We start from the raw sequence: 16,067 nt of genomic DNA on the forward strand, positions 1-16,067 counted from the left end.
CTTCGATTGTCGTGTGCTGTCGGTCCTGATCCCCTTTTCTTCTTTCGTCTTGGGCCGCCGGCGCGGCCGAATGAGCAGGCCCGGCGCACATGGCGCCGGGCCCTTGCATGATCAGTCCTCGAACCACCAGCGGCTCGGGGCGCGGGCGCCGTCAAGCTCCCAGCTTGCGGCAAGGTTGTCGCCACGTTTGACGTTGGAGCGGCGCGCATAGACGAAGTTGTTGAACATCGGGATGATCGTCCCGCCATCGTCCTTCGCGAGGATCGCCATGTCGTGGTACATCTCGGCGCGCAGGCTGTCGTCGAGCTCGGACTTGGCTTTCAGCAGAAGCTCGTTGAACTCCTCGTTCTGCCAGCGGCTCTCGTTCCAGTCGGCGTCGGACTTGTAGGCCAGCGTGTACATCACGTCGGGCGTGGGACGCGCGCCCCAGGACACCGCGCAGAACGGTTTCTTCAGCCAGACATCGGAATAGTAGCCGTCGTTCGGCTCGCGCACGACCTTGACGGTGATGCCGGCCTGCTTGGCCTGCTCGGCATACAGAACGCACATGTCGACCGCGCCCGAGAACAGGCTGTCGGCGGTCGAGATGCTGACCGTCAGGTCCTCGGCGCCCGCCTTCTTCAGCAGCGACTTGGCCTGGTCCGGGTCGTATTCGCGCTGTTCGATATCCTCGGGCCAGTAGGGCTGGGCCGGGGAGTGGTGGAAGTCGTTGCCGATCGTGGCCGCGCCGAAGGCGATCTTCTCGATGATCTCGTTGCGGTCGATCGACAGTTTCAGCGCGTTGCGCACGTTGACATCGTCGAACGGCGCCGTGTCGCAGAACATCGGCATGGTAATCGCGGCGGCCGAGGGCACGTTCTCGATCTCGATGTTCGGGTCGCGTTCCAGCAGCGACGAGGTCTTGATGTCAATGAGCGAGACCGCGTCGACATCGCCGGTGACCAGCGAGGTCTGGCGCGCGTTCGGGTCGTTCAGCACCAGCATCTCGACATTGTCGAAATAGGCGCCTTCGAGGTGCCAGCCGTCATGCCGGCTCAGCTTCCAGCTGACGCCCCATTCGCCCTGGTCGATCTTGTAGGGGCCCGAGCCGTCGCCCGACTGCCAGTCGATGCTGCCATCCTCGTTGCCGGGGCAGACGGCGAGGTGATAGTCGGTCATCAGCCACGGCAGGTCGGCGATGCCGCTTTCCAGCGTGACGACGACGGTGTGGTCGCCATCGGCCTGCACGTCGGTGACCGATGTCAGAAGCGACTTGGCCGCCGAGGTGCTTTCCTCGCCGCGGTGGTGGTTGAGCGAGGCGACCACGTCGGAGGCCATCACCGGCCGGCCGCTGTGGAACGACGCATCCGGGTTGATCTCGAAAGTCCAGACCGACGCATCCTCGTTCGCTGACCAGTCGCTGGCAAGGTCCGGACCGAGAGAGCCATCGGGCTCGATCAGGGTCAGGTAGCTGCGGTACTGGTGCGCGAGGTAGATCTGCTGCCGCGACACGTACTGGCCGGGGTCGTGCGTGTCCGACGAGTTGCCGTCATGCATCCCGACCTTGAAGGTGCCGCCCTTCTTGGGCTGGGCGCTGGCCTTGGTGGTCCAGAGGCCGGTTGCGGCCGACGCGGACATGCCGGCGGCCAGCGAATAGTTCATGAAGGACCGGCGCGAAATCTTGCCCTGACGGGCGGCTTCGGCGAGCCGATCAATCATGAATTGATCTGTTCTCTTGGTCATATTGTCTCCCTGGAATTCTTCATCATGTCGTACGGACCGCAGGATTGCGGCATCACCGTCAAAGCTTCTCTCCCTTGAAGGTTTTCGGGCGGCTTGAATGCGACATATTGATAGCAAAACACGAAATCGGCGAGTCTTCCAGTGTGGAGTTTGCCTTTCCACGATTTTTTGAAGAAAGCCGCATGGATAGGGCCCGCTGTGAAAGCGGGTGACGTCGCGGCGCCTCCGCCCCGCCCCGGCCCTGTTCCGACCGGGTGGTCAAAAAACGACACTTCCTGACGCGGCGGTGGTATCCGCCGGCCCGGCCGGCCTCACTCGTTCCGCTTGGTCCGGAGCTTGGCGAAATAGTCCACCCGCTTCTTCAGCTCCCGTTCGAAGCCGCGCTCGACCGGCTGGTAGAGCACCGGGCGCTTCATGTCCTCGGGGAAGTAATCCTGCCCCGAAAACCCGTCCTCGGCATCGTGATCATAGGCATAACCCTTGCCGTAACCCTGTTCCTTCATCAACTTGGTGGGCGCGTTCAAGATATGCTTGGGCGGCGACAGGCTGCCGGTTTTCTGGGCCTGCCGGCGGGCCTCCTTGTAGGCATTGTAGGCCGCGTTCGACTTGGGCGCCAGCGCCAGGTAGGTCAGCGCCTGCGCGATGGCCAGTTCCCCCTCGGGGCTGCCCAGCCGCTCGTAGACCTCCCACGCGTGCAGGCAATGGGTCTGCGCCTGCGGGTCGGCCAGGCCGATATCCTCCACCGCCATCCGGGTGATCCGCCGGGCCAGGTAACGCGGGTCCTCGCCCCCTTCCAGCATCCGCGCGAACCAGTAAAGCGCGGCGTCGGGGTCGGACCCGCGCACCGATTTGTGCAGCGCCGAGATCAGGTTGTAATGCTCGTCCCCGCTCTTGTCGTATTTCGCCGCCCGACGCATCAAGCGCGAGGTCAGGCCCTTGACGTCGAGCTTGCCGTCGGTCTTCCACGCCGCCACCTGCTCGATCAGGTTCAGCAGCGCCCGCCCGTCGCCATCGGCCATCTCCAAGAGCGCCTCGCGCGCCGGGCCGTCCAGCGGCAGCGGCTTGCCGATCTCCGCCTCGGCCCGCTGCGTCAGCAGCTCCAGGTCGGCCAGCGACAGCCGTTCCAGCACGAAGACCTGCGCCCGGCTCAGCAACGCGGCGTTCAGCTCGAAGCTGGGGTTCTCGGTGGTGGCGCCGACAAGAAGGATGGTGCCATCCTCCATATGCGGCAGGAAACTGTCCTGCTGGGCCTTGTTGAACCGGTGGATCTCGTCGACAAACAGCAGCGTGCCCTGCCCGTTCGCACGGCGGTGCTTGGCCTCGTCGAACACCCGGCGCAGGTCCGGCACGCCGGTAAAGATCGCGCTGATCTGCACGAAATGCAGGTCGGTCTCGTCCGCCAGAAGCCTTGCGATGGTGGTCTTGCCCACCCCCGGCGGGCCCCAGAACACCAGCGAGCCAAGGCTGTTCGAGGCCAGCATCACCCCCAGCGGCCCCTCCGGCCCCAGCACCTGTTGCTGCCCGATCACGTCCGACAGCTTGCGCGGCCGCAGCCGGTCGGCCAGCGGGCGTGGCGCAGTGTCGGGCAGGGCCTCGGGCTGGGTGTCGAACAGGTCGCTCATCGGCTTACAACCGGAACCGCATGGTCATGCGCTGGGTGCCGCGCTGCACGTCGAGGAAGAGGTGCCGCCGCGCCTCCTCCAGCGCCGCCTCGGCCTCGGTCGCACTCTCGACCGTCACGTCGTTGATCCCGCGCAGGATATCCCCCGCCCGAAGCCCGGCGCGCAGCCCGATCTGGCCGGGGTCGTCGACCACCACGCCCTGCGCCGTCAGCGGCAGGCCATATTCCCCGATCACCGCCGGGTTCACCGTCGACAGCACCATGCCGGGAATGGCCGCGTCCCGCCCCGTGGTGCGCTGCCCGCGCGGCGGCACGTCCGGCGCCGCGATCAGGCGCACGGTGGCCTCCCCCGCCTCGCCGTTGCGGACATGGGCAATCCGCGCCTCCGCCCCGATGCCGGTCACCGACATGCGAAAGATCATCTCGGCCGGGGTGTTCACCGCATGCCCCTCGACCGCGGTGATCACGTCGCCCGGCTGATAGCCCGCCTCGAGAAAGCTGCTGGCCGGGTGCAATTGCGAGATCACCACGCCGCCCGGCGCGGAAAGCCCCAGCCCCTCGGCCATATCCGCCGTCACCGGCTGGCCATCCATCCCGGCCCATGGCCGCTCGAACGCGCTCTTGCCGTCGCGCGCCTGCGCCACGAACTGCGACACCAGCCGCGAGGGGATGGCGAAACCGATCCCGTTCGATCCGCCCGAGCGGCTGAGGATCGAGGTGTTGATGCCGATCAGGCTGCCATTCACGTCGACCAGCGCGCCGCCCGAATTGCCGGGATTGATCGGCGCATCGGTCTGGATGAAATAGCCCCGCGCGTTGCCGGTCGCGGTGCCCGACCGGGCGAGCCCCGAGACGATCCCGCTGCTGACCGTCTGCCCCACCCCGAACGGGTTGCCCAGCGCCAGCACCAGCTCGCCCACCTGCACGGTATCGCTGTCCCGCAGCGTCAGCGCCGGCATGTCGCGGGCGTCCTCCATCTGCAGGATGGCAAGGTCGCTCTCCTCGTCGGCCAGAAGCACCTTGGCCGAAAACTCCCGCCGGTCGTTGAGCACGACGCGAATATCCGTCGCCTCCCCCACCACGTGGTAATTCGACACCACGATCCCGTCTTTTCCGAGGATCACACCCGAGCCAAGGCTGTTCTGCACCCGCTGCCGTGGCGTGCCGAAATCGCGGAACAGGTCCTGGAAGAACGGGTCGCTGGAAAACGGGCTCTGCACGCTGACCACCCGGCGGGCATAGATGTTGACCACCGCCGGAGAGACCTTCTTCACCACCGGCACGAAACCGGTCTGGATCTCGATCTGGCTGGTCGGCACCTGCATCTCGGCCCGGGCGGACAGGCCGGCGAGGAGGAGACAGATGACCAGTATCCAACGCATTCCCGCCCTCCGTTCTGCTCGGCTGCCCCTCTGATATGCTGGGCCGGCGGGCGGATTGCAAGCTGTCATGAAGGTCGCCGGGCCCCGCTGCAGGGCCCGGCCCGGGCGTGGCTCAGCCCGCCTTGCGGGCCAGCCCGCCCCGCCGCGCACGCACCGCGTCGGCCAGACCGTGCAGCGCGGTTTCCGTGTCCTCCCAGCCAAGGCAGCCATCGGTGATCGACTGGCCATAGACCAGCGGCCCCTGCCCAACCTTCTGGGCCCCTGCGACAAGGTGGCTTTCCACCATCACCCCGGTGATCCGGGCGTCACCCGCCGCCACCTGCGCGCCGATCTCCCGCAGCACCTCCGGTTGCCGCTCCGGATCCTTGCCGCTATTGGCATGGCTCGCGTCGATCATCACCTGCGGCCGCAAACCGTCATTCACCATCTTCGCGCAGGCCGCCTCGACCGAGGCCGCATCGTAATTCGTGCCGCCCCCGCCGCGCAGGATGACGTGGCAATCCGCATTGCCCCCGGTGCCGACGATGGCCGCCTGCCCCTCCTCCGTCAGCCCCATGAAATGATGCGGCTGCGCGGCCGAGCGCACCGCGTCGATGGCGATCTGCACGTTGCCGCGGGTGCCGTTCTTGAACCCCACCGGGCAGCTGAGGCCGGAAGCCATCTCGCGGTGGATCTGGCTTTCCGTCGTCCGCGCCCCGATGGCGCCCCAGGCCACGAGGTCGGCAATGTATTGCGGCACCGTGGTATCGAGGAACTCCGTCCCCACGGGCAAGCCCATCTCGGCCAGTTGCAGCAGAAGCGTGCGCGCCGTCTCGATCCCCTCGTTGATGCGGAACGAGCCGTCGATGCCCGGATCGTTGATCAGCCCCTTCCAGCCGCCGATGGTGCGGGGCTTCTCGAAATAGGCCCGCATGACCACCTCCACCGCATCCGACAGCTCGTCCCGCAGGGTACGCAGCCGGCCGGCATACTCGACCGCCGCCACCGGATCGTGGATCGAGCAGGGCCCGACCACCGCGACGATCCGGTCGTCGCGCCCGTCGAGAATGGCGCGGATCGCGTCGCGGCCCTCCTGCACGGTCTGCGCGGCCGGGTCACTGACGGGATGCCGCGCGCGCACCGTCGCGGGAGAGAGAAGTTCGTGCATCTTCGTGATGCGGAGGTTCTGGGTCGTCGTCGCCATGGGATCGGTCCTTCGGGCTGGCCCCCGGCGGTGACATGAAAAAACCGCCGGTGAGGGCGGTTCGGTTTGGTGTGTCACTGTCAACGTTGTGTCAGAACGCGCAGACCCTTCCCGCCGCCATATGGCTCGGAGCATAAAAATACCAGAATGCGGCAAAGGTGCGTGTCATGGGGGGCAGGCTAGCGGGGTCGGGTGGCCATGTCACGCGAAAAATTCGGGCGTTGGCGCCCGGGGCCGTTACCCGGGGGGGCCAGCCCCGTCGCCATTGTCTCTCGGACCAATGGCGCGACAATTGCGACCCCCTGGGATACTTTTAGCCAGAAGAAAAATGGGGTGGGCAAAATTAAAACCCCGCCGAGCGTGTCAGCGGGGGGTGGAAACGAGCCCGGAAGGGCGGTTTCTTATTCTTCGTCGGCATCCTCGAGCGCGACGCGCTCCTTGTCGGCCTTGCCCTTGGCGTCGAGGTCGCGGTCGACCAGTTCGATGATCGCCATCGGCGCCATGTCACCATAGCGGAAGCCGGCCTTCAGGACGCGGGCATAACCGCCCGAGCGTTCCTTGTAGCGCGGGCCCAGCACGTCGAACAGCTTGGCGACGTGGATGTCCTGCTTGAGCTGGGCGGCGGCCTGGCGGCGCGCATGCACGTCGCCGCGCTTGCCCAGCGTGATGAGCTTGTCGATCACCCGCTTGAGCTCTTTCGCCTTGGGCAGGGTGGTCTTGATCTGTTCGTGTTCGATGAGCGAGCCGGCCATGTTCGCCCACAGCGCCTTGCGGTGCTCGTGGGTGCGGTTCAGGCGGCGGTAGCCTCGTGCGTGACGCATGTTTCTTACTCCTATTTGCCCTCTACGGGCGGTTTTGCTTTGTCCGGCCGGCGATGCGTGTCACCGGCTCTCCTTGGGGCCTGTCCCGGGCGTGACCCGGGACCTCGTGACCTCCTCGCGAACGGCCCGGCCCGCGAGGCCCCGGGCCAGGCCCGGGGCGAAGATCAATTCCTCAGAACTGATCTTCGAATTTCTTCGCCAGATCCTCGATGTTGTCCGGCGGCCAGTCCTCGACATCCATGCCGAGATGCAGGCCCATGCCCGAGAGCACTTCCTTGATCTCGTTCAGCGACTTGCGGCCGAAGTTCGGGGTGCGGAGCATCTCGGCTTCGGTCTTCTGGATCAGGTCGCCGATATAGACGATGTTGTCGTTCTTCAGGCAGTTGGCCGAGCGCACCGAAAGCTCCAGCTCGTCGACCTTCTTGAGAAGCAGCGGGTTGAACTCCAGCCCGTCATCCTCGTCCTGGCGGCCGGCGGATTCGGGTTCCTCGAAGTTGACGAAGATCGAAAGCTGGTCCTGCAGGATGCGGGCGGCATAGGCCACCGCGTCGTCCGGCGTGACCGACCCGTCGGTGTCGACCTTCATGGTCAGCTTGTCATAGTCCAGCACCTGGCCCTCGCGGGTGGGCTGCACGTCATAGCTGACCTTGACGACCGGCGAATAGATCGCGTCGACCGGAATGAGGCCGATCGGCGCGTCTTCCGGCTTGTTCTTGTCGGCGGCGACATAGCCCTTGCCCTGGTTCACGGTCAGTTCCATGAACAGGCCGGCGCCCTCGTCGAGGTGGCAGATCACGTGATCCTTGTTCAGGATCTCGATGCCCGCGCTGTCGGAAATGTCGCCGGCGGTGACGACGCCCGGCCCCTTGGCCGAGATCGACAGGCGCTTGGGCCCTTCCACTTCCATGCGCAGGGCCACGCCCTTGAGGTTCAGGACGATATCTGTCACGTCTTCGCGCACACCGGCCACCGACGAGAATTCGTGCAGCACGTTGTCGATCTGCACCGAGGTGATCGCGGCGCCCTGAAGCGACGACAGCAGCACGCGGCGCAGCGCGTTGCCGAGGGTCAGACCGAAGCCGCGCTCGAGCGGTTCGGCCACGACGGTGGCCTGGCGCAGCGGGTCGTTGCCCGGCTTCACCTCCAGCTGCGTCGGCTTGATCAGTTCTGCCCAGTTCTTGTGGATCATGCGGTCCCTCCATTCCTGTTCTCGGCCCCATGTCCGAAGGCCAAGAACGCCCGAGGTTTAAAATGACGGAATGGGGCCGTGAATGAACACGCGGCCCCACCGATAATCGTGAAGATCAGACCCGGCGGCGCTTCGGCGGGCGGCAGCCGTTATGCGCGATCGGGGTCACATCACGGATCGAGGTGATGTTGAAACCGACAGCGGCCAGCGCGCGCAGGGCACTTTCACGGCCCGAACCGGGGCCCTGCACTTCGACCTCGAGGGTCTTCATGCCGTGTTCCTGCGCCTTGCGGCCTGCATCCTCTGCGGCCATCTGGGCGGCATAGGGGGTCGACTTGCGCGAGCCCTTGAAGCCCATCGTGCCGGCCGACGACCATGCGATCGCGTTGCCCTGCACGTCCGAGATCAGGATCTTGGTGTTGTTGAAGGAGCTGTTCACATGCGCCACGCCGGTGGCGATGTTCTTCGAGACCTTTTTCTTGCCGCGCTGTGCGCCGCGGCGGGTATCACGTGCCATATCTGCTGCCCTCCCTTACTTCTTCTTGCCGGCAATGGCTTTTGCCGGGCCCTTGCGGGTGCGGGCGTTGGTGTGGGTCCGCTGGCCGCGAACCGGCAGGTTCCGGCGGTGGCGCAGACCACGGTAGCAGCCGAGATCCATGAGCCGCTTGATGTTCATCTGAACATCGCGGCGCAGGTCGCCCTCGACGGTGTAGTTGGCGTCGATATGCTCGCGCACGGCAAGCACTTCGGAGTCGCTCAACTCGTTCACCCGGCGGGTGACGTCGATGTTGACGGCTTCGCAGATGGCCTTGGCCGAAGAATGGCCGATACCAGTGATGTAGGTCAGGGCGATCGGGACCCGTTTGTGGGTCGGGATGTTAACGCCGGCGATACGTGCCAAGTGTCGTGTCCTCTTGTGTTGCGGTTCCGTAGTGCCAGAACCTTTTTTCACAACGTAGGCCCGAGACGGTTCCGTCCGGGCCGCAGCTGATACAGGTGGTCGATTCGGCCCCGGGTGCGACCCGGAAAGAATCATTTTCTCTCATGAGATGGTGGTGCTTAGGAGCAAATGCCAAGGGCGTCAAGCCCCCCGCGGGGCCTGTCAGTCACTGCACAGGAAATAAGCCTGCGCACTGCCCGTTTCGTCCTCGTAGACATATAGCAGGCCCGGCTCCGATTGGAAGGTCCGCAACACGAAAACCTTGGGGTAAAGCGCGCCGGGCTCCTCGCAATAACCGGGGCGGATATGGGTCTGGTCACTGGTCCAGTCGGGGCGCGGGATGGGCTCGGACAGTTCGCAGTAATACTCGATCTCGGAAAACCACCGGCCGTCGAAGCTCATGCCGCGCTCGTGCCGCTCGATCATCTCCAGCCCGCAAAGCGCCCGGTCGGTGACGAAATCCATCTCCGCCCGAAGCGGCGTGGCCAGAAGGGCAAGCCCCGCGATACAAATGATCTTCATGAAAAAACCTCCGACCCGTGGGACCGGAGGCTACCCGCTTTGCGCCACTGCGCCAAGCGTCAGGCGAGCGCACCCTCGATGGCGCCCGATACCTCGTCGATCTCGCCCAGCCCGTCGATCGTCTTGAGCTGGCCCTTGGCGTAGTAATATCCGATCAGCGGCGAGGTCTTCTTGTAATATTCCATCAGCCGGTTGCGCAGCGACTCCTCGTTGTCGTCGGCGCGGCGCTTGACCTCGGTCGAGCCGCAATTGGCGCATTTCCCGTCCTCGGGCCACGGCTTGGTGATGTCGTTGTAAACCGCGCCGCAGCCGCCACAGGTCGAACGCGCGGTGATGCGCTCGACCAGCGCGTCGTCATCCACCTGCATCTCGACCACGACGTCGAGCGTCTGGCCCTGCTCTTCCAGCAGATCGGCCAGCGCATCGGCCTGGGCCAGCGTGCGCGGAAAGCCGTCGAAGATGAACCCGCCGCCATTGTCGCCCTGGATCTTCTCCCGGATCAGCCCGATCACGATCTCGTCGGTGACCAGATCGCCGCGCGCCATCACCTCGGCCACGACCTTGCCCATCTCGGTGCCGCTGTCCTTGGCCTCGCGCAGCATGTCGCCGGTCGAAAGCTGGATCATGCCCCGTTTCTCGACAAGGATCTGGGCCTGCGTGCCTTTGCCCGCGCCGGGCGGTCCAAGAAGAATGATGTTCATCGGCGTGCCGTTCCTTTCCGACGGGCGCGCTTGCGTCCCTTGCCACTCAATTGCGATTTTTCAATAAGGCCCTCGTACTGGTGCGCCAGAAGATGCGACTGCACCTGCTGGATCGTGTCCATGACCACCGACACCACGATGAGAACCGACGTGCCGCCAAAATAGAAGGGAATGGCGAACTGGCTACGAAGGATTTCGGGAAGGAGACAAACTGCCGCAAGGTAGGCCGAACCCAGCACGAGGATGCGCGAGACCACGTATTCGAGATACTCCGCCGTCCGCTTGCCCGGCCGGATGCCGGGAACGAAGCCGTTCTGGTTCTTCAGGTTGTCGGCCACGTCATCGGGCTTGAAGGCCACGTTGTAGGTATAGAAATAGGCGAAGAACACGATCATCGCCGCGAAGAACACAAGGTAGAGCGGCTGACCGGGCCCGAAATAGGCCAGGATGGTCGACATGACCGGCCCGCTGTTCTGACCCGAGAAGGTCGACAGCGTCACCGGAAGAAGCAGCAGCGACGAGGCGAAGATCGCCGGGATCACGCCCGCCGGGTTCACCTTGACCGGCAGGTGGCTCGACCCGCCGTCATAGACCTTCATGCCGACCTGGCGGCGCGGATACTGGATGTGGATCTTGCGCAAGGAGCGTTCCATGAACACCACGAAGGCGATCACGGCCACCACCATGATCATCACGCCGACGATCACCGCCGGGCTGATCGCGCCCGACCGGCCGGAGGCGAAGAACTGCGCCAGCGCCGCCGGGATCTCGGCGATGATGCCCACGAAGATGATCAGCGAGATGCCGTTGCCCACGCCGCGCGCGGTGATCTGCTCGCCCAGCCACATCAGGAACATCGTGCCGCCCACCAGCGTGATCATGCAGGAGGCCACGAAGAACGGCGTCGCCAGATCCTGCTGCACCAGCCCGCCCGAGACAAGGCTCATGGCCAGCCCGTAGGATTGCAGCGTCGCAAGGGCCACCGTGCCGTAGCGGGTGTACTGGTTGATCTTCTTGCGCCCCTGCTCGCCCTCTTTCTTGAGCTGCTCCAATGCCGGCACCATGGCCGTCATGAGCTGCACGATGATCGAGGCCGAGATATAGGGCATGATCCCCAGCGCGAAGATCCCCATCCGCCCCAGCGCACCGCCGGTGAACATCGACAGCATCCCGCCGATGCCCTGGCTGGCATCTTCCATGAACTGGCGAAGCTCGGCCCCGTCGATGCCCGGAACCGGAATATAGGTGCCGAGGCGATAGACGATGAGCAGGGCGATGGTGAAGAGGATGCGCTTGCGAAGATCGGTGGCCTTGCCAAGGGCGGACCAACTGGTGTTGGCGGCCATTTGTTCTGCTGCGGATACCATGCGCGGGTCTCTTTTTCTTTATAAACGAACGCCGCCAGAGCCGTTTTCCGGCAAAGGCGGCGTCCTAAGGAAAACTAGGGGCTATGTAAGCGGCGCGAAAGCCGCTCACAACCTCTTATTCGGCCGCCTGCGCGGTTGTGACATTCAGAGAGCCACCCGCCTTCTCGACCGCCTCGACGGCCGATTTCGACGCGCCGGTGACTTCCAGCGTCAGCTTGCCGCTGATCTCGCCCTTGGCCAGAACGCGGATGCCGTCGAGCTTGCGGCGCACCAGCCCGCTTTCGACAAGCACGTCCTCGGTGATCGGCTTGCCGCCGTCGATCTTCTTGGCATCGACGAATTTCTGGATCAGGCCGAGGTTGACCACAGCGTATTTCTTGCGGTTCGGTTTGTTGAAGCCACGCTTGGGCAGACGCTGGTAGAGCGGCATCTGGCCGCCTTCATAGCCCTTGATGGCCACGCCCGAACGGGATTTCTGGCCCTTGATACCGCGGCCGGCGGTCTTGCCCATGCCCGAGCCCGGGCCACGGCCGACACGTTTGCGGGGTTTGGTCGCGCCCGCGTTGTCGCGCAGTTCGTTCAGTTTCATATCGCTTCTCCTGAGCCGGATGTGCCCCCCGAAGCGGGTGAGGACAACCTCGGCATGTCTTGGTTTTCGAGTCGGGCCCATCCCGGGCCACCGGGCGCGTATAGACGGGTTGCGCGGGCGGATCAAGGGGCGTGTGCGAGGGGCGGAGGTCGCGGGGCAGACCGGCGGCGCAACGGCCCCGGTGACACCCGCCGCGCGATCGACAGGCCGCGGGATGGCGATCCAACCTTCGTGGACACCACTTTATCTCTCCGCATCGGAAAAACCTGGCAATGTGGCGCTTCCCTCTCCCAATCGCCAGCCCGTCGGGGCGGCCTGTCGATCGCGCGGCGGGCTTCGCCCGTTGTTACGCGCGCCCCCAGCCGAAACCGCCACCACCCACCATCCCCGATTGATTTCTCGCCCCACGCGTTATCTCCTTCTCCCATGACCCTCCGCGCCGCCCTCCTCGCCTCGGCCCTCGCCCTCTCGGCCAGCCCCGCCGCCCCCAGCTGCGCCACCGATGCCATGCTGGTCTTCGACGGCTCCGCCTCCATGGCCGAGATCGGCGCCGACATCAGCCAACCCACCCGCATCGCCGAGGCCCGCGCCGCCCTCCACCGCGCCATGCCTCAAATCGCCCCCTTGCGACGCGTGGGCCTGCTCGTCTACGGCCCCGGCGGCGATCGAAGCTGCACCGGCATCGACCTCCGTTTCGCCCCCATCCCCGACGCGGCCGACGCGATAACCGGCGCCATCGACACCCTCGCGCCGCAGGGCCTCACCCCGCTTGCCGCCTCCGTCCTCGCCGCCGCGGAAACGCTGGACTACCGCAGCATTCCCGGCATCGTCGTGCTGGTCACCGATGGCAACGAAACCTGCGGCGGCCGCCCCTGCGCGCTGGGGTCGGCGCTGGCGGCGGAAGGCCATGACCTCACCGTCCATGTCATCGGCTTCCGCGTGGTTTTCGACCCGTTCAGCTGGAACAGCCCCGAGGCCGAGGGCTATGACGGCACGACCGTCGCCAAGTGCCTCGCCGACAGGACCGGCGGCATGTACGTCTCCACCGAAACCGTCGACGAACTGGCAGACGCCCTGCGCGACACGCTGGGATGTGCGCTTATCGGGCGAACCCCTGCCCGTCCCGTAAACTCGGTCGGCTAGACGAACCTGCCCCTCCCCAAGGTCGTTAAATTTTTCCCCGAAAGGGAAAAAGTTAGTAAACTGTTAACGCATCATGTGGGGGGAGAATGACATGAAGCGGTTCATGACAGCGGCGATCATCAGCATGCTGGCCTCGTCCAGTCCGGTATTTGCAGTCAACCAGGGCGCGCCGCAGGGCTTACAGGCAGACGAGGTCTGGCATAGCGGCGGATGCCGCAAGAATTCGCCTCCGGGAAAATGCTGCCACGCCGGGTCGAAACCCTACCATTGCCACTGATCCACGGCGCTTAGGACATCGCGTCCGCTAGGGGCCGCCCGTAGGATGGGTGAAACCCACCTATCTTACGCCGCCCCCGCCAGGTCCAACACGCCCACAAGCTCCAGCCCGCTCAGCACCGCGTCCACCGCCACGGTCGCCAGGATCATCCCCATCACCCGGCTGATCACGTTCGCCCCGGTGTTGCCGATCACCCGTTTCAGCCGGCTCGCCAGCAACAGAAGAAGCAGCGTGATCGCCAGCACCAACAGCAAAAGCCCCGCCGTAACCGCCTGATCCGGAATGGAATTCCGGTTGTTGTCGGTCAGGATAACGATCGCCAGCATCGCCCCCGGCGAGGCGATCGAGGGCATCGCCAGCGGGAAAACCGCGCCGCTCATGTGGTCCTTCTCCGCCGCCTCGATCTCGCGCTCGGCCTTGGGCTCGCCAAAGATCATCTGCAGCGCGAAGACGAACAGGATCAGCCCGCCGGCGATCTGGAACGACCCCAGCCTGAGCCCGATCGCCTCGAGCACCACCTGCCCCAGCACGAGGAACGCCATCAGCACGATCCCGGCCACCAACACACCCCGCACGGCCAGCCGCCAGTGCAGCTTCTCCGGCACACCCGCCACGGCGAAATAGAAGACCGGCAGCGTGCCGATCGGGTCGATCACGACGAAAAGCGTGATGAACTCGCGGATCAGGGTTTCAAAGTCGATGGCGGGCACGGGGGCGGGTCTCCGGGGGGTGTCTTCCCCTTGTGGCAGACCGCCCGCGCCGGGGCAACGGGAGGAATGCCGCAGCCCCCCGTCCCGGCCCCCGAGCCGGGACCTCGCGCCGCCAGAGGCCCCGGGTCTGGCCCGGGTCACGACACCGCAGACGCGCCGGGCGAGCGCCGGCCCGTGGGGTGGCGCTGCAACGGAATTGGCTCACGCTTTATGGTGCCAAGAACATCCTACCTATATACCTCGTACAACACCCGCCAAAGCGCCTGCCCGCCCGTACGGGCCGGCGCTCGCCCGGCGCGCTTCGCGCTCGATTCCGGACGGGCACTCCCCCACAACCGCTCCGCCAAAGAAAAACGCCCCGGCCATCTCTGACCGGGGCGCCTATCCGTAGGGTGGGTGTCAACCCACCTCACCCGAACTCAACCGCGCTCTTCGACGATCTCCACCAGGTGGGGGATCTTCTGGATCATGCCGCGGATCGACGGCGTGTCTTCCAGCTCACGGGTCTTGTGCATCTTGTTCAGCCCCAGACCGACGAGCGTCGCGCGCTGGTCCTTCGGGCGGCGGATGGGCGAACCCACCTGCTTGACGACGATGGTTTTGGCCATGTCCCTGTCTCCTTACGCTTCCGCGGCCGTATCGGCCGGGTGTTCGCCCTTCGGACCTTCATCCCGTTTCAGGATGTCGGCGACCTTCTTGCCGCGGCGCTGTGCCACGTGACGCGGGCTGGCCTGGAACTGCAGCGCGTCCAGCGTGGCGCGGATCATGTTGTAGGGGTTCTGCGTGCCGACCGACTTGGCCACCACGTCCTGAACGCCCAGCATCTCGAACACGGCGCGCATCGGACCACCGGCGATGATCCCGGTACCTTGCGGCGCGGTGCGCACGATCACCTTGCCGGCGCCGTGACGACCGTAACCGTCATGGTGCAGCGTGCGGCCTTCGCGCAGCGGCACGCGGATCATGCCGCGCTTGGCCTGCTCGGTGGCCTTGCGGATCGCCTCGGGAGTCTTGGAATCTGTCATTTCAACCCCTTTGTTCTGGCACCGACAAACAATAAAATTTGATATAAATTTAATAACTATTTGTTAACCATGTCAACCTAGGGTCGTCCTCAAAGAGGGCACCATGGCAAGTATACTGAAATTTGAACCTAGAAGTCCGTCGCAAGCCGAAGCAAAGGCCGAACCGGAGGGGTGCGTCGTTGCGATGAAGCACGTCGATTTGGACGTGGTAAACGATTTGATGCGACTGTTCCGCAAAATGGATGAGCCCGAATACCGTCAGGAATACGTCAAGGCCCGAGTCGAGCGGCGATCAAACTCCGCAGACAGCATAGGCCGTACTGAGAAGAACTGAGGCGGCGATCGCGGTGTTGAGGCTAGGTTTTCCCGAAGCGCGGGGTAGACCAGCGCGATTGGGGTCAATAGGAGAGTTCGACTTAGGCTTGGGGAAATGTCCCGCGGGCATTGGAATGGTCACTCTCTCCGTCGCCCGTGCCAGAATGTCCAGCGGGATGCCATCATACTCGTTACCGATAAGGATCTGATCGGTCCTGCGCCAAGAAAAGGTGACGTGGGCTGGGCAGTCGGGATCGATATCAGTGGCTATGCAGCGACCTCTGCCGAGCGCAGATTTCCAGTCGTTGGTGACTGAGGGCGGCGATCGCTGGAGCGCGCCGCAGGCAAAATCACTGATCGTGCGCAATTTTTCCGGGTCATTGAGTACGCCATAGCGATCCCATATACACACGCCCGCTCCGTAGATCTCAGCGGACCTAAGCATCATGCCAATGTTTATTGGTGACTGGACACCACAAAGAAAGAGACGCATAATGTTTAAGACTTTGTTAAGCCTGTCCTTGGAACTCGACCATGCCTGTAATACCCTTTTCCAACCA

General features: G+C 64.7%; 18 protein-coding genes and 1 pseudogene. 2 read left to right on the plus strand and 17 right to left on the minus strand.

All coding sequences use genetic code 11. The features are described from left to right. Positions 1-111: 111 nt before the first annotated feature. The 13 genes from RLN94_RS01805 to RLN94_RS01865 all read right to left on the minus strand — a co-directional run bounded on the left by RLN94_RS01805 (position 112) and on the right by RLN94_RS01865 (position 12,573). A complete protein-coding gene (locus tag RLN94_RS01805) occupies positions 112-1,722 on the minus strand; it encodes an ABC transporter substrate-binding protein (protein ID WP_350131049.1) in 1,611 nt (536 codons plus the stop codon). 311 nt (positions 1,723-2,033) lie between these two features. Beyond that, complete coding sequence (locus tag RLN94_RS01810) at positions 2,034-3,344, minus strand: replication-associated recombination protein A (protein WP_350131050.1); 1,311 nt, start codon at positions 3,342-3,344, stop codon at positions 2,034-2,036. Positions 3,345-3,348: 4 nt separating this feature from the next. Then, entirely contained in the window at positions 3,349-4,725 is a 1,377-nt protein-coding gene (locus tag RLN94_RS01815; protein ID WP_350131051.1) for a trypsin-like peptidase domain-containing protein, read from the minus strand. 112 nt (positions 4,726-4,837) lie between these two features. Continuing rightward, positions 4,838-5,908: a 3-deoxy-7-phosphoheptulonate synthase gene (locus RLN94_RS01820; RefSeq protein ID WP_350131052.1), complete on the minus strand. Its 1,071-nt coding sequence runs from the start codon at positions 5,906-5,908 to the stop codon at positions 4,838-4,840. A gap of 401 nt (positions 5,909-6,309) precedes the next feature. Beyond that, entirely contained in the window at positions 6,310-6,729 is a 420-nt protein-coding gene (gene rplQ / locus RLN94_RS01825; RefSeq protein WP_350131053.1) for a 50S ribosomal protein L17, read from the minus strand. A 172-nt stretch (positions 6,730-6,901) separates the two neighbouring features. After that, the gene (locus tag RLN94_RS01830; RefSeq protein ID WP_350158830.1) at positions 6,902-7,918 is read right to left on the minus strand and encodes a DNA-directed RNA polymerase subunit alpha; all 1,017 of its coding nucleotides are present in this window, start codon (positions 7,916-7,918) and stop codon (positions 6,902-6,904) included. A gap of 115 nt (positions 7,919-8,033) precedes the next feature. Further along, positions 8,034-8,435 (minus strand): 30S ribosomal protein S11, encoded by a 402-nt coding sequence (gene rpsK, locus RLN94_RS01835; RefSeq protein WP_300895682.1) that lies wholly within the window; start codon positions 8,433-8,435, stop codon positions 8,034-8,036. Between the two features lie 15 nt (positions 8,436-8,450). Continuing rightward, positions 8,451-8,819, minus strand: a complete 369-nt coding sequence (gene rpsM, locus RLN94_RS01840; RefSeq protein ID WP_300895681.1) for a 30S ribosomal protein S13 — start codon at positions 8,817-8,819, stop codon at positions 8,451-8,453. Positions 8,820-9,020: 201 nt separating this feature from the next. After that, the gene (locus tag RLN94_RS01845) at positions 9,021-9,380 is read right to left on the minus strand and encodes a hypothetical protein (protein ID WP_350124628.1); all 360 of its coding nucleotides are present in this window, start codon (positions 9,378-9,380) and stop codon (positions 9,021-9,023) included. A gap of 59 nt (positions 9,381-9,439) precedes the next feature. After that, entirely contained in the window at positions 9,440-10,081 is a 642-nt protein-coding gene (locus RLN94_RS01850; protein WP_350124625.1) for an adenylate kinase, read from the minus strand. Continuing rightward, the gene (gene secY, locus RLN94_RS01855; protein ID WP_350124622.1) at positions 10,078-11,448 is read right to left on the minus strand and encodes a preprotein translocase subunit SecY; all 1,371 of its coding nucleotides are present in this window, start codon (positions 11,446-11,448) and stop codon (positions 10,078-10,080) included. Before secY ends, RLN94_RS01850 begins: the two co-directional genes overlap by 4 nt. 115 nt (positions 11,449-11,563) lie before the next feature. Then, positions 11,564-12,037, minus strand: a complete 474-nt coding sequence (gene rplO / locus RLN94_RS01860) for a 50S ribosomal protein L15 (protein ID WP_300895677.1) — start codon at positions 12,035-12,037, stop codon at positions 11,564-11,566. 122 nt (positions 12,038-12,159) lie between these two features. Beyond that, complete coding sequence (locus tag RLN94_RS01865) at positions 12,160-12,573, minus strand: SPOR domain-containing protein (RefSeq protein WP_350168460.1); 414 nt, start codon at positions 12,571-12,573, stop codon at positions 12,160-12,162. On the opposite strand from RLN94_RS01865, the gene RLN94_RS01870 reads away from it, so the two are divergent. Both RLN94_RS01870 and RLN94_RS01875 read left to right on the plus strand, forming a co-directional pair. Then, positions 12,464-13,180 (plus strand): vWA domain-containing protein, encoded by a 717-nt coding sequence (locus RLN94_RS01870; RefSeq protein ID WP_350124615.1) that lies wholly within the window; start codon positions 12,464-12,466, stop codon positions 13,178-13,180. The genes RLN94_RS01865 and RLN94_RS01870 overlap by 110 nt on opposite strands. Positions 13,181-13,271: 91 nt before the next feature. After that, the gene (locus tag RLN94_RS01875; protein WP_350124612.1) at positions 13,272-13,457 is read left to right on the plus strand and encodes a hypothetical protein; all 186 of its coding nucleotides are present in this window, start codon (positions 13,272-13,274) and stop codon (positions 13,455-13,457) included. A 65-nt stretch (positions 13,458-13,522) separates the two neighbouring features. Here the strand turns inward: RLN94_RS01875 and RLN94_RS01880 are convergent, their stop codons facing one another. From RLN94_RS01880 to RLN94_RS01895, 4 genes and pseudogenes are all read right to left on the minus strand, one after another. Then, positions 13,523-14,167, minus strand: coding sequence for a MarC family protein (locus tag RLN94_RS01880; protein ID WP_350124609.1), 645 nt, complete (start codon positions 14,165-14,167; stop codon positions 13,523-13,525). A 419-nt stretch (positions 14,168-14,586) separates the two neighbouring features. Further along, a complete protein-coding gene (gene rpmD, locus RLN94_RS01885) occupies positions 14,587-14,775 on the minus strand; it encodes a 50S ribosomal protein L30 (RefSeq protein WP_350124606.1) in 189 nt (62 codons plus the stop codon). Between the two features lie 12 nt (positions 14,776-14,787). After that, positions 14,788-15,180, minus strand: a pseudogene (locus RLN94_RS01890) (uS5 family small ribosomal subunit protein); the annotation flags it as partial. Positions 15,181-15,484: 304 nt separating this feature from the next. After that, on the minus strand, positions 15,485-16,067 hold a 583-nt coding region (locus RLN94_RS01895), incomplete at its 5' end, for a TrmH family RNA methyltransferase (RefSeq protein WP_350168463.1).

Origin of the sequence: Roseovarius sp. (assembly GCF_040223625.1) — a bacterium.
GTDB lineage: Bacteria > Pseudomonadota > Alphaproteobacteria > Rhodobacterales > Rhodobacteraceae > Roseovarius.

What these genes read in the sequence shown, in the direction of transcription:
- RLN94_RS01805 (WP_350131049.1), bottom strand. Translation starts at nt 1,722, where the DNA reads ATGACCAAGAGAACAGATCAATTCATGATTGATCGGCTCGCCGAAGCC.
- RLN94_RS01810 (WP_350131050.1), bottom strand. Translation starts at nt 3,344, where the DNA reads ATGAGCGACCTGTTCGACACCCAGCCCGAGGCCCTGCCCGACACTGCG.
- RLN94_RS01815 (WP_350131051.1), bottom strand. Translation starts at nt 4,725, where the DNA reads ATGCGTTGGATACTGGTCATCTGTCTCCTCCTCGCCGGCCTGTCCGCC.
- RLN94_RS01820 (WP_350131052.1), bottom strand. Translation starts at nt 5,908, where the DNA reads ATGGCGACGACGACCCAGAACCTCCGCATCACGAAGATGCACGAACTT.
- rplQ (WP_350131053.1), bottom strand. Translation starts at nt 6,729, where the DNA reads ATGCGTCACGCACGAGGCTACCGCCGCCTGAACCGCACCCACGAGCAC.
- RLN94_RS01830 (WP_350158830.1), bottom strand. Translation starts at nt 7,918, where the DNA reads ATGATCCACAAGAACTGGGCAGAACTGATCAAGCCGACGCAGCTGGAG.
- rpsK (WP_300895682.1), bottom strand. Translation starts at nt 8,435, where the DNA reads ATGGCACGTGATACCCGCCGCGGCGCACAGCGCGGCAAGAAAAAGGTC.
- RLN94_RS01845 (WP_350124628.1), bottom strand. Translation starts at nt 9,380, where the DNA reads ATGAAGATCATTTGTATCGCGGGGCTTGCCCTTCTGGCCACGCCGCTT.
- RLN94_RS01850 (WP_350124625.1), bottom strand. Translation starts at nt 10,081, where the DNA reads ATGAACATCATTCTTCTTGGACCGCCCGGCGCGGGCAAAGGCACGCAG.
- secY (WP_350124622.1), bottom strand. Translation starts at nt 11,448, where the DNA reads ATGGTATCCGCAGCAGAACAAATGGCCGCCAACACCAGTTGGTCCGCC.
- rplO (WP_300895677.1), bottom strand. Translation starts at nt 12,037, where the DNA reads ATGAAACTGAACGAACTGCGCGACAACGCGGGCGCGACCAAACCCCGC.
- RLN94_RS01870 (WP_350124615.1), top strand. Translation starts at nt 12,464, where the DNA reads ATGACCCTCCGCGCCGCCCTCCTCGCCTCGGCCCTCGCCCTCTCGGCC.
- RLN94_RS01865 (WP_350168460.1), bottom strand. Translation starts at nt 12,573, where the DNA reads ATGGAGGCGGAGCCGTCGAAGACCAGCATGGCATCGGTGGCGCAGCTG.
- RLN94_RS01875 (WP_350124612.1), top strand. Translation starts at nt 13,272, where the DNA reads ATGAAGCGGTTCATGACAGCGGCGATCATCAGCATGCTGGCCTCGTCC.
- rpmD (WP_350124606.1), bottom strand. Translation starts at nt 14,775, where the DNA reads ATGGCCAAAACCATCGTCGTCAAGCAGGTGGGTTCGCCCATCCGCCGC.